This window comes from Planctomycetota bacterium, from assembly GCA_026387035.1.
Lineage (GTDB): Bacteria > Planctomycetota > Phycisphaerae > FEN-1346 > FEN-1346 > JAPLMM01.
Map to the genome: position 1 here is coordinate 1 of JAPLMM010000175.1, position 14769 is coordinate 14769.

12 protein-coding genes and 2 tRNA genes are annotated in these 14769 nt (G+C 66.9%); 7 read left to right on the forward strand and 7 right to left on the reverse strand.

Going from position 1 to position 14769, the window contains the following annotated elements:
* Both NTX40_06285 and NTX40_06290 read right to left on the reverse strand, forming a co-directional pair.
* Positions 1-892 (reverse strand): hypothetical protein (locus NTX40_06285; GenBank protein MCX5648689.1); only part of this gene is annotated, 892 nt, incomplete at its 3' end.
* Between the two features lie 32 nt (positions 893-924).
* Positions 925-999 (reverse strand) — tRNA-Gly (locus NTX40_06290).
* Between the two features lie 178 nt (positions 1000-1177).
* Between NTX40_06290 and NTX40_06295 the strand changes: the two genes are divergently transcribed.
* The 7 genes from NTX40_06295 (at position 1178) to NTX40_06325 (ending at position 8957) form a co-directional block, all read left to right on the forward strand.
* A tRNA-Asp gene (locus NTX40_06295) sits at positions 1178-1254 on the forward strand.
* Between the two features lie 244 nt (positions 1255-1498).
* Positions 1499-2929, forward strand: a complete 1431-nt coding sequence (locus tag NTX40_06300; protein MCX5648690.1) for a cytosine permease — start codon at positions 1499-1501, stop codon at positions 2927-2929.
* A 395-nt stretch (positions 2930-3324) separates the two neighbouring features.
* Entirely contained in the window at positions 3325-4302 is a 978-nt protein-coding gene (locus tag NTX40_06305; protein MCX5648691.1) for a TIM barrel protein, read from the forward strand.
* Entirely contained in the window at positions 4299-5675 is a 1377-nt protein-coding gene (locus tag NTX40_06310; protein ID MCX5648692.1) for a Gfo/Idh/MocA family oxidoreductase, read from the forward strand. Before NTX40_06305 ends, NTX40_06310 begins: the two co-directional genes overlap by 4 nt.
* Positions 5672-7621, forward strand: coding sequence for a hypothetical protein (locus tag NTX40_06315; GenBank protein MCX5648693.1), 1950 nt, complete (start codon positions 5672-5674; stop codon positions 7619-7621). The genes NTX40_06310 and NTX40_06315 overlap by 4 nt, the downstream gene beginning before the upstream one ends.
* A 25-nt stretch (positions 7622-7646) precedes the next feature.
* Positions 7647-8207, forward strand: a complete 561-nt coding sequence (locus tag NTX40_06320; GenBank protein MCX5648694.1) for a hypothetical protein — start codon at positions 7647-7649, stop codon at positions 8205-8207.
* 21 nt (positions 8208-8228) lie between these two features.
* The gene (locus tag NTX40_06325) at positions 8229-8957 is read left to right on the forward strand and encodes a glycosyltransferase (GenBank protein MCX5648695.1); all 729 of its coding nucleotides are present in this window, start codon (positions 8229-8231) and stop codon (positions 8955-8957) included.
* Positions 8958-8975: 18 nt separating this feature from the next.
* On the opposite strand, the gene NTX40_06330 is transcribed toward NTX40_06325, so the two are convergent.
* The 5 genes from NTX40_06330 to NTX40_06350 are packed head-to-tail and all read right to left on the reverse strand — an operon-like array spanning position 8976 to position 14475.
* Positions 8976-9977, reverse strand: coding sequence for a DUF1080 domain-containing protein (locus NTX40_06330; GenBank protein MCX5648696.1), 1002 nt, complete (start codon positions 9975-9977; stop codon positions 8976-8978).
* A 12-nt stretch (positions 9978-9989) separates the two neighbouring features.
* The gene (locus NTX40_06335; protein ID MCX5648697.1) at positions 9990-11051 is read right to left on the reverse strand and encodes a DUF1080 domain-containing protein; all 1062 of its coding nucleotides are present in this window, start codon (positions 11049-11051) and stop codon (positions 9990-9992) included.
* Between the two features lie 19 nt (positions 11052-11070).
* Entirely contained in the window at positions 11071-12009 is a 939-nt protein-coding gene (locus NTX40_06340; protein MCX5648698.1) for an FAD:protein FMN transferase, read from the reverse strand.
* Between the two features lie 7 nt (positions 12010-12016).
* Positions 12017-13654: a TIGR03663 family protein gene (locus NTX40_06345; protein ID MCX5648699.1), complete on the reverse strand. Its 1638-nt coding sequence runs from the start codon at positions 13652-13654 to the stop codon at positions 12017-12019.
* Positions 13651-14475, reverse strand: a complete 825-nt coding sequence (locus NTX40_06350) for a hypothetical protein (GenBank protein ID MCX5648700.1) — start codon at positions 14473-14475, stop codon at positions 13651-13653. Before NTX40_06350 ends, NTX40_06345 begins: the two co-directional genes overlap by 4 nt.
* Positions 14476-14769: the final 294 nt, after the last annotated feature.

The window sequence follows — 14769 nt, forward strand, 5'->3', positions numbered from 1 at the left end:
GCGTGTTGTTGCCGTAGAAGACGGCGTGGTTGGTGCCGTCGGGGTTGCAGGTCCAGAGGCCTTGCGCGTCGCCGAAGTTGCGGTCGACGTACTCCCAGCGGTCGTAGAGGATGCGGCCGTCGGGCATCAGGGCGCCGTGGCCCTCGTGGAGGGTGCTGCGGCCGATCTGGTGCGGGTTGGCGCCGTCGGCGTCCATGCGGAACAGGTTGCCCATGATGTGGCGATTGCACATGCAGTACTTGGGCTCGCGGGTAGAGGTGAAGACGATGCGGCCGTCGGACAGATAGAGCGGGTCGATGTCCGACAAGCCCGAGCCGAACGTCAACTGGCGCAAGCCCGTGCCGTCGGCGCTGATCTCGTAGATATGGTAGTCGTCCCGGATGTTGCGGCGCATGGAGAAGAGGATGCGCTTGCCGTCGAAACTGACCTCGGGGTCGCGGAGGATGCCCTCCGGGGCTTCGAGGATCGTGGTCACCCGGCCACCCGCGGCCAGGTCGAGGAGTTTCAGCGCAGCAGGACCGCAGAAACTGGCGGTGTTGATCTCGCCCGTTTGGAACATCGTCTCGGTGTTGTGGTGGTCCGCGCGGTACTGGGGACGGCAGACGTAGACGATGGGCCGGCCGCTGACGAGGGGATTGGCCAGAAGGGCCTCGCGCGCGAGGGCAGCCAGGTCGGCGTCGGCGGCCTTCTTCTCGTCAGCCGAGGCCGCGGACGAAAGGCGCCGCTCAAGGTCGTCCAGCCGCGCCAGGTACGCCCGGCCTTGAGGATAGCGCTGGCCGAAGGCGGCCTGAAGATCGAGTATGGCGGCCCGCAGACCGCCGGCGTCCTGCGCACCGGCGGGCGCGCAAAGGCCGGCGAGCAAGAACAGGAGGCACAGCCAAGGCCGCCTCATCGCAAAGGGCCCCTCTCCGCTCGCCTGTCCCCTGGAGCGGGCGAAGGGATTCGAACCCTCGACGTCCAGCTTGGGAAGCTGGCACTCTACCACTGAGTTACGCCCGCATCAATCGTCTGTTTTATTATGGAAAGGAAGCCCCGACTGTCAACGGGATTCCACGGGCAGCAGGCGCCGCCAGCCAACCCGCCGCCCGGATAGGCCAGGCCGGCAGCCCGGCCGCTGACGGCGCGCCCTTGGGGCTTGACAACAGGCTCGCCTCCCGTTAAAAACCTTGCGCCGGTCGGGGGCGTAGCTCAACTGGTTAGAGTACCGGACTGTCGATCCGGTGGTTGCGGGTTCGAATCCCGTCGCCCTCGCCAACCTAACAACTGAAGCCGCCGAGATTTAGAAGTCCCGGCGGCCTCGCTTTGTCCGGTGGCGCGCTATCGTTCCGCGAATAGGGGCGTCCTGCGGGCCGCTTATTTTTCGCTTGACCTCCCTCGTGCGTCAGGTAGAACGGTTCCCTGTCGGAGCGACTGAGCACGCGGTGGCGGTTGGGCCGGTTGTGGAAGGACCTGCCCCACTTGCCGGGTACGTTCACCTCACACTCGAAAGGAGCGGATCATGGCCAACGGGAAATTGCCGAGTTACCTCGCCTCTGCCACGCCGAATCCCGCCGCAAACCGGGCGGCGTGGTACAAGAACACCGCCCAGGTGTATGCGGGAATCATGCTCTGGTTCGTCTTCTGGCAGCAGATCCCTCTGGGGGCTGGCGCGGATGGCTACAGCAAGTTCGCTGGCGGCACATTGGCCCAGGGGCTCGGCGTGGCTCTCCTCGGCCTGATCCTGGCGGCCCTCATCTGCCACTTCCTCTTCTACCTCGTGCCGGGCATGCTGGGGATGAAGACCGGGCTGCCCCTTTACATCGTGGGCACTTCCACCTACGGCGCGCAAGGCGGGTTCCTGATGCCCGGGTTCCTGATGGGCGTGCTTCAGTTCGGCTGGCTGGCGGTGAACGCCTTCTTCGCGGGCATTCTGCTGTGTGCGCCGTTCGGCTACGGGTTCCCCTCCGTCCCGCATGCCATCGTCGCGGCGGCGTGGGTCGTGCTCGGCGCGTTCATGGGCGTTAAGGGCATCAAGTACGTGGCCAGCGTGGCCACCTATCTGCCACTCATCCCGCTGGCCATCCTGGTCATCCTGTTGGTGGCCACGATCGGCGGCCTCGGGAGTTTCGATAGCCAGGCCCTCGTCAAGGCGGGGCAGGAGTCCACGCCGGCGGCGATCGGGGTCCAGCCCCCGCTGACGACGTTCGGCATTCTGGCGCTGCTGGCGACCTACGTCGTCGGCTTCTTCGCGACGGCCGGTGCGGCGGGCGCCGACTTCGGCATGAACAACCGCAACGCCAAGGATGTGCACCTCGGCGGGCTGATAGGCGTCGCCCTCTCCACGGTGTTCGCGGGAGGCGCGGCTCTTCTCATCGTGGCCGGCGCGTACGGCAGCGGCATGTTTACGGGCGGCGCCATTATGGAGCCCCCCCGCCTCATGGGCGGCATCGTCGGCGAAAAGACCGCGGCCGTGTTCATGTATCTGCTGGCGATTGCGGCGTTTCCGCCGGCCTGCTTCTCGTCGTTCATTGCGGCCAACAGTTTCAAGACTACGCTTCCCAACGTGAAGCCCTGGATCTCTTGCGGCCTTGGGGCGCTCGTCGCCATCGTCCTGGCGGTGACCGGTTGGGCCGGCAACGCGATCGGCGTCTTCTCGATCATCGGCGCCTCGTTCGGCCCCGTTTGCGGCGCGATGATGGCCGACTACCTACTTTCGGGTCGCAAGTGGGCCGGGCCCCGGGCCGGGTTCAACCCCGCAGGCTGGATTTCGTGGGTCATCGGCTTCATCGTCGGAGCGGCCGACTTCATCCCCGGGCTCGCCGGGAAGGTCCCCTGCCCGCCTGTGGCCGCCTTCATCGTCGGCTTCGTCCTCTACGCGATCCTGGCAATGGTCGGCCTCCAGAGCAAGACCCTGCAGATGCCCGCGGCTAAAGCACCGCAGAGAGCCTGAACGACGGCTCAAGCGCCGTCTTGTGCAGACCGGAACCGGACTGTGGCTCGCCGGTCAGGCGGGCCATGGCCCCGGTAAACACCGGACCCCGACCGGGCAAATGGCCAAGGACAGTCAGGCGGGGCCGCTCAGAGCCCGGCAACGCCGGACGCGGCTTCGATGCGCGGGCTCTTGGGGCTTCAGGCCTACCGAGCATTCCCAGGGATACCGCGAAACGTCGGACGGCAAACGGGGTTGGAAAAGTGAGGCCGCCACAGACCCGGAGGGCCGGCGGCGCCGCCTTTTAATCGGGCGAGATAAACTGCTTAACACGGGCGGCCCGATATGGCATAATCCTCGGCCGAGGTGATGGGCGCAGCCGCCCGCGCAAGCCGCCGGGCGCAAGGAGGGGAACGATGGCTCGCAAGCACGGCTTGACCCGCAGGGAGTTCGTGAAAGGCGCCGCGGTCGCCGCGGTCGGCGGACCGTTGGCCCTCGCCGCCGCAGGCGGGGAAACCCCGAGCGCCCAGGCGTTCAAGACCCCGGCCGCGGCCTCTCGACCATCCTCGGGCCGCCCTGAGAATGGTCGATGGGCGGAAGCGTTCGGCTGGCGTCTCGGCATGCAGGCCTACTCCTTCAACCGCTACACGCTCTTCGAGGCGATCGAGAAGACGGCCTCGCTCGGCCTCCGTTATATCGAGGCCTATCCCGGCCAGAAGTTGAACGCGGAAAGGCCCGACGTCCGCTGGGACCATAACACGGGCCCGGAAATCCGCCAGGAGGTAAAGCGGAAACTCGAGGCGAGCGGCATCCGCCTGGTCTGTTACGGCGTCGTCGGCCTCGGCAAGGACGAGGCCGAAGCGCGCAAGATGTTCGACTTCGCCAAAGACATGGGTATCGAAACGATCGTCTCCGAGCCGCCCAGGGACGCCCTGCCGGCCCTCGACAAACTCTGCGGCGAGTATGCCATCCGCATCGCCATCCACAATCACCCGAAACCGTCGCCTTACTGGGACCCCCAGATCGTCCTCGACGCGTGCCAGGGCCTGAGCCCGCGCATCGGCGCCTGTGCCGACACCGGCCACTGGATGCGCTCCGACGTGAATCCGGTGGAGGCGCTTCGGAAACTCGAAGGCCGCATCGTCAGCCTCCACTTCAAGGACCTGAACGCGTCTGGCAAAGGCGCCCACGATGTGCCGTGGGGAACCGGCCAAGGCAACGTCCGTGCGATGCTCGAGGAACTTGCCCGCCAAAGCCTGAAGGCCGTCTTCTCCATCGAATACGAGTACAATTGGACCTCGTCGCTGCCCGAGATCGCCCAGTGCGTGGCCTATTTCGAACAGGTCGCGGGCGAACTGGCAGCGGCCTCAAACAAGAAAGGGAAAGCGCAATGACTTCAGAGAAGAAGCCGCAATCGGATTCCCGGCGAGGCCTCAGCCGGAGGGATTTTCTCACGACGACTGCCGCCGCCGGCGCGGGGTTCTGGCTCACCTCTCCCTTGCGAGCGGCCGAGCCGGCCTCGAAGAACGACGAACTCCGCGTCGCCATCATCGGGGCCGGCACCCAAGGCATGGTCCTCCTGGAGAACTGCCTGAAGATCCCGGGGGTCCGTTTTGTCGCCGTCTGCGACATCTGGCCCTACAGCCAGCGCTACGCCTCGCGCCGCCTGAAGGCCTATAAGCAGGAAGTGGCCACCTACGACGACTACCGCGAGATGCTCGACAAGGAGAAGGCCCTCGACGCGGTCATCGTCGCCACGCCCGACTGGATGCACGCCGAGCACTCCATCGCCTGCCTCCAGGCCGGCAAGCACGTGTACTGCGAAAAGGAAATGTCCAACTCCCTCGAACTGGCCAAGCAGATGGTGCTGACGGCCCGCCAGACGGGCAAACTGCTCCAGATCGGCCACCAGCGCCGCTCGAACCCGCGCTACATCTACAGCATCGAGAAGATCATCCGCGACGCCAAACTCCTCGGCCGGATCACCACCGGCTACGGCCAGTGGAACCGGGCCAAGGCGGACGACCTCCTCTGGCCCAAGGAATACGAACTCGGCGAAGCCGCGCTCCAGAAATACGGCTACGACACGATGCACCGATTCCGCAACTGGCGCTGGTACCGCAAGTACGGCGGCGGACCCATCGAGGACCTCGGAAGCCACCAGATCGACATCTTCAACTGGTTCCTCGGCACGCCGCCCAAATCCGTCATCGCCAGCGGTGGCATGGACTACTACAAGGGCCATGAGTGGTACGACAACGTCATGGCCATTTACGAGTACGACACGCCGGCCGGCGTCGTCCGCGCCTTTTACCAGGTCCTCACGACGACGAGCGCGCGCGGCTACTACGAGACGTTCATGGGCGACGAAGGGACGCTCCAGATCTCCGAGGACGCACGCAAGTGCCGAGTCTTCGCCGAAGGCCACCTGCCCCTCGGCGCCTGGGACGAGTGGGCCAAGAAGGGCTACCTCATCAAACTCCCCGTGGAGGAACAGGAACAGAAGCCGAAGGCCAAGGGCGAAATGGACGCGATCACCAGCGTTTACAAGTCGCCGCCTCAGATCGGCTGGCTCCTGCCCGTCGAGTTCGAAAAATCGTTCCACCAGGCGCACCTGGAGAACTTCTTCGACACCGTCCGCGGCAAGGCGAAACTCAACTGCCCGCCGGAGGTCGCCTACGAGACCGCCGTCACCGTCCTCACCGTCAACGACGCCGTCGCGGCCGGCAAACGGGTCGATTTCAAACCCGAGGAGTTTAAAGTTTGAGCGCCAAGTCCACAAACACCAACGGGCTGAAACACGAAACCATGCGGAACGTGATTGCGACGGCGGCTCTGGCGGCCCTCGGCCTCCTGTTTTCCGCTTCGACCGCAAGCGCCGCCGAGGAAGGCCAGCAGCCCCCCGGCGAACCCGCCAGCCGGTCCACCTTCGTCCACCACGTGGTCCTCCAGGACACCGAGGGCAACAAGATCACGCCGTCGAGCGACCCGACGATGCCCTTCTCGACGCGCCTGAGTTGCGGCAAGTGCCACGACTATAAAACGGTCGGAGGCGGCTGGCATTTCAACGCCCCGGACCCGAGCGTCGCCCCCGGCAGGCCCGCCCAGCCGTGGATTCTCGTCAATCGCCGCACCGGCACCCAGTTGCCCGTCTCCTATCGCCCCTGGCCGGGGACGTACCGCCCGGCCGACGTCGGCCTTACGCCCTGGAAGTTCGTTTCGACCTTCGGCCGGCACATGCCCGGCGGCGGGCCCGGCGAGATGCCCGACGACGACCCCCAGTCACGCTGGCTCGTCTCGGGGAAACTCGAGATCAACTGCCTGACCTGTCACAGCGGCGACCCCGCCCACGACCAGGTTCAGTGGCTCCTGGCGATCTCCGAGCAGAACTTCATGTGGGCGCCGCTCGCCACGACGACGCTCGGCTCCGTGCGAGGGTCCGCCCGGCGGGTCCCCGACACCTACGACGCCTTCATGGAATCCAACCAGCAGGCCGCCTCCAAGGGCGCCCCGGTCGTGACGTACGACGCAGCGAAGTTCGACGCCGCCGGACGCGCTTACTTCAACACCGTCCACAAACCCGAGCCCCCGCGATGCTACTTCTGCCACACGAACTATCGCGTCGGTCCCGGCGCGCCGGAAAAATGGGAAACCGACGAAGACGTTCACCTGGCGGCCGGCCTCACCTGCGCGGACTGCCACCGCAGCGGCCTCGACCACCAGATCACGCGCAACTACGAAGGCGAGGCCGAAGCCCGCGGCAAGCCTGACCTGGCGGCCCTCACCTGCCGCGGGTGCCACCTGGGCGACGGTCCGGAAGCCTCGAGCGGACGCCTCGGCGCGCCCCGGCCTCGGCACGTGGGCATCCCCACGCTGCATTTTGAGAAACTTTCGTGCACCGCCTGCCACTCCGGCCCGGCCCCGCGCGACCACGCCGGCCGGGTTCAGACCTCGCGGGCCCACGCGATCGAGTTCCACGGCGAGCACCGCGGCGACGACGCGCCGCCCTACATCACCGAGCCCGTGTTCGTCAAGCAGGTGAACGCCCGGGACGGCCACGAGGAGATCGCTCCGCACCGGATGATCTGGCCCGCCTTCTGGGGCCGCTTGAAGGGCGACGCCATTACCCCACTCTCCCCCGACGCGGTCATCGACGCGGCGGACAAAATCCTCGAAACGAAACCCGCCCCCGAAGGCGAGGCCGCCAAGAAAATCACCCTCCTCTCGCGGGAACAGATTCTTGAGACCTTGAAGGCCCTCGCCGCCGCCGACTCCGGCGCCGAACCCGTTTACGTGGGTGGAGGAAAAGTTCATCGGCTGGCGGGCGATACTCAACTGACCAGCGCCGACCACCCGGCCGCCCGGCCGTATTCCTGGCCCCTCGCGCACGACGTCCGTCCCGCGACGCAGGCGCTCGGCTACGGCGGGCGATGCACGGACTGCCACGCCCGCAAGTCGCCTTTCTTCTTCGGCGAGGTCGCGGCCGAAGTGCCCGCCGACCTCGGCAAGCCCGAGACGCTGGCCATGCACCACTTCGAAAAACTCGACCCGACCGCCTTGACCGTCTGGGCCCTGACGTTCGAGTTCCGCCCCGTTTTCAAGGCGATGCTCTTTACCGTCGGCGGCCTCATGGCCGCGATCGTCATCCTCTACGCCTTCCGGGCCCTGGCGGCGATCCTCCGGTGGGTGGGAGCCAGGAGCGCCCGAGGCTGATACTTTTCGGGGAACCAGAACGCTCATGACCACATTCCAGACGATTACAATCCTCGCCGGGGGAGGCGCCGCGGCGGTCCTCGCGCTGCACTTCCTCGCCGCCGGACGCCGGCTATGCCGCGAAGCGAAAGCGGCGCCGCGGCGTCCTCTCGGCCGGTGGCAGAGGCTCCTCTATGCCGTCACGATCCTCTCGCTGCTCGTTCTCGTGTTCACCGGCTTTTGGCCCGCCGTCCACGGCGAGCCGCTCCGGGGCTGGCTCCTGATGATCCACAACAGCGCCGCGCCGGCGTTCGCCATCGGCCTGCTGGTGCTCGCCTTCCTCTGGGCCGAGAGGCGCCCCGCCGGGGCGCCCGGCGCAACGGCCTCCGCGACTGGTTTCGGACGAGGCCAGCGGCTGGTCTTCTGGGCCGCCGCCCTTCTCGCCACCACCCTTGTCCTGACGATGATGTTCAGCATGGTCCAGATTTTCGGCACGCCGGGCCAGGAACTCCTCTTCGAGATCCATCGCTATTCGGCCCTGGCGATGGTCCTCGTGGCCATGGTCCACGGGTACCTGGTCGCGCTGGCCCGGGGTCTCGGCCGATAATCCTCACCGGCGACAACGAGCATGGACCTTTCGATCGTCATCCCGGCCTACAACGAGGCCGCCAAGATTGCGCGCGACGTCGATGCCGCCGCCCGCTTCCTCGTTGACCAGCGCCTCGCGGGCGAAATCCTCGTCGTGGACGACGGCAGCCAAGACGACACCTCCAAGGTTGCCGAGGCCGTCCCGGTCCCTCCCGGTGTCGAGCGCAAGGTCATCCGGTACCTCCCCCACCGGGGAAAGGGTTGTGCCGTCCGGACCGGCATGACCGCGACGCGCGGCGAGTACGTCCTATTTGCCGACAGCGGCCTCTGCGTCCCTTTCGCCAACGCGCTGCGCGGTCTGGACATGCTCCGGCAAGGCGCGTGCGACATAGCGCACGGATCCCGCAAGATGGCCGGCAGCGTCCTTAAGGTCCCGCAGCCCGCGCACCGGCGCCTCCTGTCGCGGGCGTTCCGCGCCGTCGTCCTGGGCCTGATGGGAATCCCGCGAGAACTGACGGACACGCAATGCGGTTTCAAACTCTACCGCGGCGACGTGGCGAGGAAACTCTACCGCGATTGCCGAAGCGACGGCTTCATGTTCGACATCGAGGTGCTCATGCGGGCCCGGCGCCGGGGATTCACCGTGCGTGAATTCCCCGTCGAATGGGTCTGCGACCTGGACAGCCGCCTGCGGCCGACTCGCAACCTCTTCGGCGTCCTGCGCGAACTCGTCCGCATCAAGCGGGCGCTCCGCAACGAGCGCCGCTAGGCGCCGCCTTCACTTCTCCTACTTCTCCGCCGCCTTCAACTCCACGACCCAGATGTTGCGGAACCGCACCGGGTTCCCGTGGTCCTGAAGGCGAAGCGGTGCGACGGCCGCCTCCGTTTTGCTGCGCGCCCCGCCCGTCGGGCCCGGTATCTCCCGGTCCTCGTGAATCACGGCGCCGTTGTGAATCACCGTCACCCGCGCGCTGGCCGTCTTCTTGCCGTTCGCGTCGAAACGCGCCGCCGTGAACGTGATGTCGTACGTCTGCCATCGGCCGGGCGGCAGGCACGCGTTCACCATCGGGGCCCCCACCTTGTAGATGCCCCCGCAATCGCCGTCCTTCGACTCCAGACCGAACGAGTCCAGCACCTGGATCTCGTAGCGGTCCTGGAGGTAAACGCCGCTGTTCCCGCGCCCCTGCCCGCCCTTGTCGGGCGTGTACGGCGTCATGAACTCCAGGTGGAGCCGTATGTCGCCGAAGTCGCGTTTCGACCGGTTGTCGCCCTTGCCGACGAGGACGCTTCCGTCCGGCATCGGTTTCCATTCCGCGTTCGTCCACTCCTCGAGCGAAGGCGGTTTCCCTTCGCCGTACGGCATCAGGACGATCGCGCCGGCGGGGGGCTTTTCGCCCAGCGTCGGGCTCACGCGCTCCGCCTGCGCCAGTTTCCCCGTCTTGCCGCCGCCGAGGTCCAGCGCCAACTTCCCGTCGGCCACCGTGGCCTTGCACTCCGCGTCGCCCGACTTGCCGGTCATGACGAGTTTCGGGCCCTCGGCCTTGCCCGCCAGTTGGATGCGCTTCTCGGAACTGGTCCTGGCCCCCAGGAGGACCGTGCCGCGGTATTCGCCGGCCTCGGGCCAGACCTTTACCTCCGTGGCCGCTCCCCCGCAGGCGCCCGCGTACTCGCCCAGAAATGGGTCTCCCGTTTTGTCGCCCACGACGATGCCGTTCACTTTGACCGGCTCCGCCGCTCCGAGAGGCGCCGCCAGCACACACGCCATCGCCGCCGCCATCGCCCACCGCATGCCTGTTCTCCTTTACTTGGATTCCGCTTTAGCGCCGCCCGCGCCGTCCTTCAATTCGACGAGCCAGATGTTGCGGTACCGGACCGGGTTGCCGTGGTCCTGGAGCATCAGAGGGGCGGGGCTGACGACCGGCCCGCCCACACCCGCCGTCGTCACGTGGTCGATCTTCACATTCTCGTGAATCCGGATGCCGTTGTGGACCACGCTCATCACGGCCGGCTCCACGATCTTGCCGTCCTGCACCTTCGGGGCCTTGAAGGTGAAGTCGTACGTCTGCCAGCGTCCGGGCGGCAGGCTGGCGATTTCCTTCGGCGTGGAGACGCTGTAGAGGCCGCCGCATTCGTTGTCCTTCGGGGTCAGGCCGAACGAATCCAGGATCTGGCACTCGTACCGGCTCTGGATGTACACGCCCGAGTTGCCGCGGCCCTGACCACGAGCCGTCGGCATGTACGGGCACCAGAACTCCACGTGCAACTGCAAACTGCCGAACACCTGCTTCGTCTGGACGTTGCCGCGGCCGTTGACGCGCACGCTGCCGTCGTCGAGGATTTCCCAGGCGGCCGGTTCGCCCTTCATGCTCTGCCAAGCGTCGAGATTCGTCTTCTTGCCTTCCTCGAAGGGCAGCAGGACCACGGCGCCCGCGGGCGGCTTGGCGCCCTCGGTGGGCGACTTGCGATCCTGCCACTTGAGGTCAAACTTTCCGCCCGACTCCCCTGCCGCCGACACAGCGAGTTTCTTCCCGGCGAGCGTCCCCGACCATTCGGCGCCGGCGGCTCCACCGCTGACGGTCAGTTTGTCACCCTCCACCGTGCCCTTCAGTTCCAGCCGCCTAGCCTCGCCCTTCCCTTCCGCAGACGGCACAAGCAGGACGACCACGTAGCCGTCCTTGACGGGATAGACCTTGGCCTCGGCCTTGCCGGCCGGCCCGCCCGCCGGCCCGAACGTACCGGCGTACTCACCCATGAACGGATCGTCGGGATACTTCGGCGGCTCGGCGGCCGTTGCCGCGACCGCCGCCGCTCCCAGCAGAATCCCCACCAGCACCGAAACAGTCGCCATCCGTTCCTGCCCCATGTTCCGCCTCCTTGATGGTTCACCCCGGCCAAGAGCCGAAACGCGCCGGTTCCTTTTCCCCTTCGACGACCACTATAACCGAAACTTCAGAATTTCGCCTGCAAAACTTTTCAATCTCGTCGGGCGCCATCACGAACGCGGCCGTCGAAAGCGCGTCCGCCACCGCCGCGCTCGACTCTAGCGCCCACGCCCCCAACTTTCCCGACGCCGGCCGGCCCGTCCGCGGGTCGATGATGTGCGGGTTCCGCGCCGACGCCGACGACCCGCTCAGCGCCCGGTCTTTAAGGTGGATCGTCTCGAGCACACCTGCGGGCGACCGCGCGCTTCCGACAGCCACGCGCCAGCCTTCCTCGCCTTCGGGCGGCCCGAGGGCCAGGACCGTGCTCTCGCCGCCGTGAACGAGCGCCCGCCCGATGCTCCAATCCTCAAGGATTATTTTCATCTGGTCGAGCGCGTAGCCTTTGCCGATCCCTCCGAGGTCGATCCGCATGCCGTCCCGCGCGACGCCCACGGCATGTTCTTCCTCGTTCATCGCCACGAGGTTCATGCCGGTCCGCGCCCGCGCGTCGGCGAGTTCCGCGTCCGTCGGCTGCCGGGCCGAACCGTCCTTCGCCTTCCAGCAATCCACCAGCGCCCCGGCCGTCACGTCGAACGCGCCGCCTGTTTCAGCCCAGACGCGTGCGGCGATTGCGAGACACTCAAAGGCCGCGAGACCCACGCGAACGGACTCGCCCGCCTTCAACTGGTTGATCTGGGAGACGTCGCTCGAGGGGTCGAACCGGCTCAGTGCCGCCTCCAGACGGTCCACCTCGGCAAAGGCGGCGGCGGACACCTGGCCCGCATACGTCGCCTCCTCGCCGGCAACGAACACCTCGAAGACGGCCGCCATCGCCTTGTGCGAAAAGCGATTGGTCCCCGCCGGCAACTCGCGCCCCGGCCTTCCCAAGGTACCTGCCATCCGGCCCTCACCCCCCCGCGGCGCCCGGCCCGGCCCGCCGGGCTTCCCGGCTCCGGATAAACGCGTCCCACAGGTCCTGCTTCACGTAGAGCACCAGGAACACGCCCGGCCTGAGGCCGTAGATGCCCTGCTGGTACTTGTCGCGGAGTTTCGCCTCCAGGTCCGCCTGAACCGCCGGCGACGCGACGATCACCGGCGCGTCCGGCGACGCCGGAACCTGGTCCCAGTAGCCGACGCGCTCGTAGGCCCGCAGGTACCACGGCAGAGGCCAGTAGTTTTCCGGGCTGACGACCTTGATGCCCATCGCCCGGCCGCCGTCCACCGCCGCGAGTTCACCAATCCGGTCCCTCAGGCGGAAGACGTTCGTGTACGTCTGGGCATAGGCGTACGGGTTGCGCCAGTCGGAATGCAATCGGAACGACGCGCGATAGGCCTCGACTCCCAGATGAACGCCTCCCAGGACGAGCACGATGGATGCCGCAATCTGCATCGGCCGCCACCGAAGCCAGCGCACCAGCGCGACCGCCCCCACACCCGCCAGGAGAATCATCCCGTGGAGGAACCCGATCATGCACCACGGCGTCTTGTAGGGGATGGACGAGTAGGCGATCGTCATGAGGAGCGTATAGAACGCCAGGAACCGGAGCAAGGGAGCGCTCGCCTGGCCGATTCCTCTTCGCGCCAGCGCCGCCAGCATGCCCACGACCGCCAGGACGAGGATCCATGCCTCGGTCCATACCGGCCCGATGCGGGCCTTGGGGTTCGTCAGAATATCCCAGAGGCCTCGCCATCCCACCCACTCGCCGTCCTTCGAGCACGCGAGCATCCCGAGATAGTAGTCCCACGCGTGGTTGTGGACGCCGCCCTCGTGGCCGCGCGAGACGAGGTAATCGTACGTCCGGACCGAATCCAACGGACCCCGAAGGTTCGTGAAGAACGACGAGAACAAGAGGACCGAAACGAGGACCGCGACGGCGGCCCCGGCCGCAATGGGCCAGCGGCGCACCACCCGCGCGGGCTTGGGCGCGCCGGACGCTCCGTGCCGGCGCCAGAGCACCAGCGCGAGGCCGAGGGCCCCGAGCGTGGCGGCGAAAGCCATGATGCACGTCTCTTTCGTCGCGTGCATCAGCCCGACCGCAAGGCCCGCCACCAGTGCCCAGACCCAGGACCCCGAACGGACGTACCGCCACCCGGCTGCGATGGCGAGGAAGGTGAAGAAGACGAGCGACATCTCCTGGATGAAGTACCGGCTGTAGAACACCATCGCGGGAGAAACGGCCGTCAGAACGCCGGCGCAAACGGTGGCCGCACGCCCCAGGCCGTCGCGCACCAGCCAGACGAGGAGCACGAGGCCGATGCCGAAAAGCGCGGGCACGAGGCGAAACGTCGCGTCGTCGGCGCCGCCGGCGTCGCCGCCCGCCGTCAGCAGGATCGAGGGCAGCGCCAGATAGTAGAGGGTCGGGCCGTGGTGGTCTCGCGGGTCGTAGCGGTACTCGCCCGTCTGGTAAAGTGCGACCGTCTTGGACGCCTGAACCGACTCGTCGGGGTGCATCGGCCGCTCGTTGAGCCCGTGCAGCCGCAACGCCGACGCGCCGAGGCCGACGGCTGCGACGATGCAAGCGCTAACCAGGGTCGAGCGCTTCATGGGGCGGGCTTGCCGTACACCTCGACTTCAATATAGTGGTTCAGATCGTTCGTCGTGTTCCCGTAACTGTAGCAGCGGACGTACCGCCCCTTGACGCCCTTCGAGTCAATCAGGTGGCCTTCGTTGGTTTCGATCCGTTCCATGCCCTCGCCCAGGCCGAGCCCCGCCGAGTTGTCGTAGTCGTTGTTGAACACGGTCTTCACGTCGGTGATGAAGTCCGGGTCCGAGCACGCCTGGACGACGACGTCGTGATAGACGCGCGGCTCCTTGTGGTAGTGCCAGATGACGACGGCATAGATGTTGTATTCGGCCCCGAGGTCGATCTGGACGTACTGCCGGCCGGGCCCGAGTTCGACGAAACTGCCGTCCGATGCTTCCTTGTCGCCGTCGGTGATCAACTTCAGTTCCCCGATGATCGGCTCTTCGTCGCTCCCGCGGACCGGCTTCTTGAGCGCGACGTTCGTCGTCCCCTTGGGCGCCTTGAACGGCTTGCGGGGCGTCCCGAGGGGCTTCTCGACGTGCGTTCCGAAACGGAGGGCGGGCGGCGTGCCGGGGAACTGCGCCTGAGGCAATTCAATCACGATCGGCGCCAGGTCGCCGGCGCCGGGAGCCTCGGCCGGTTCTTTCGCCGCCTCAACCGGTTGCTTCGGCTGCTCGGCGGGTTCCTTCGGTTCGGCCGACGGCGCCGCAGGCTCCGCCACCGCAGGACTTCCCGGCGGAGGCGGCGCGGCGGGTTCCGACTGCTGGCACGCCTGCACCAGCACCGCCGCCGACGCCAACAGCAACACCAGAACGAGGTCTTGTAAGGACACGCTTCGCATCAGAGGTTCTCCTTGTCCATTCGCCAAGGCCCGCCACAGGCGGGTAAACTTCCGCCGTCGCCCTGCGGGCTATGGCGGACAGGCCGACGGGCGGGTCTCACGGTCCGTCCCGCCCCATCCTTTTAAACAACCGCCTGGGCGGCAAGTGACGCACAATTTAGCCTTCCCCGGCGTCCGGGTCAAGGCCCTTTGGTGAAAAATCCGGCCGCCGGTTGAGCCCGGGCAGGCGAAACGCCGACGCCCCGAGGCCGACGGCCGCGACGATGTAAGCGCTAACCAGGGTCGAGCGCTTCA

Coding starts and splice junctions, on each gene's coding strand:
- NTX40_06300 (MCX5648690.1), top strand. CDS start 1,499: ATGGCCAACGGGAAATTGCCGAGTTACCTCGCCTCTGCCACGCCGAAT.
- NTX40_06305 (MCX5648691.1), top strand. CDS start 3,325: ATGGCTCGCAAGCACGGCTTGACCCGCAGGGAGTTCGTGAAAGGCGCC.
- NTX40_06310 (MCX5648692.1), top strand. CDS start 4,299: ATGACTTCAGAGAAGAAGCCGCAATCGGATTCCCGGCGAGGCCTCAGC.
- NTX40_06320 (MCX5648694.1), top strand. CDS start 7,647: ATGACCACATTCCAGACGATTACAATCCTCGCCGGGGGAGGCGCCGCG.
- NTX40_06325 (MCX5648695.1), top strand. CDS start 8,229: ATGGACCTTTCGATCGTCATCCCGGCCTACAACGAGGCCGCCAAGATT.
- NTX40_06330 (MCX5648696.1), bottom strand. CDS start 9,977: ATGCGGTGGGCGATGGCGGCGGCGATGGCGTGTGTGCTGGCGGCGCCT.
- NTX40_06335 (MCX5648697.1), bottom strand. CDS start 11,051: ATGGGGCAGGAACGGATGGCGACTGTTTCGGTGCTGGTGGGGATTCTG.
- NTX40_06340 (MCX5648698.1), bottom strand. CDS start 12,009: ATGGCAGGTACCTTGGGAAGGCCGGGGCGCGAGTTGCCGGCGGGGACC.
- NTX40_06345 (MCX5648699.1), bottom strand. CDS start 13,654: ATGAAGCGCTCGACCCTGGTTAGCGCTTGCATCGTCGCAGCCGTCGGC.
- NTX40_06350 (MCX5648700.1), bottom strand. CDS start 14,475: ATGCGAAGCGTGTCCTTACAAGACCTCGTTCTGGTGTTGCTGTTGGCG.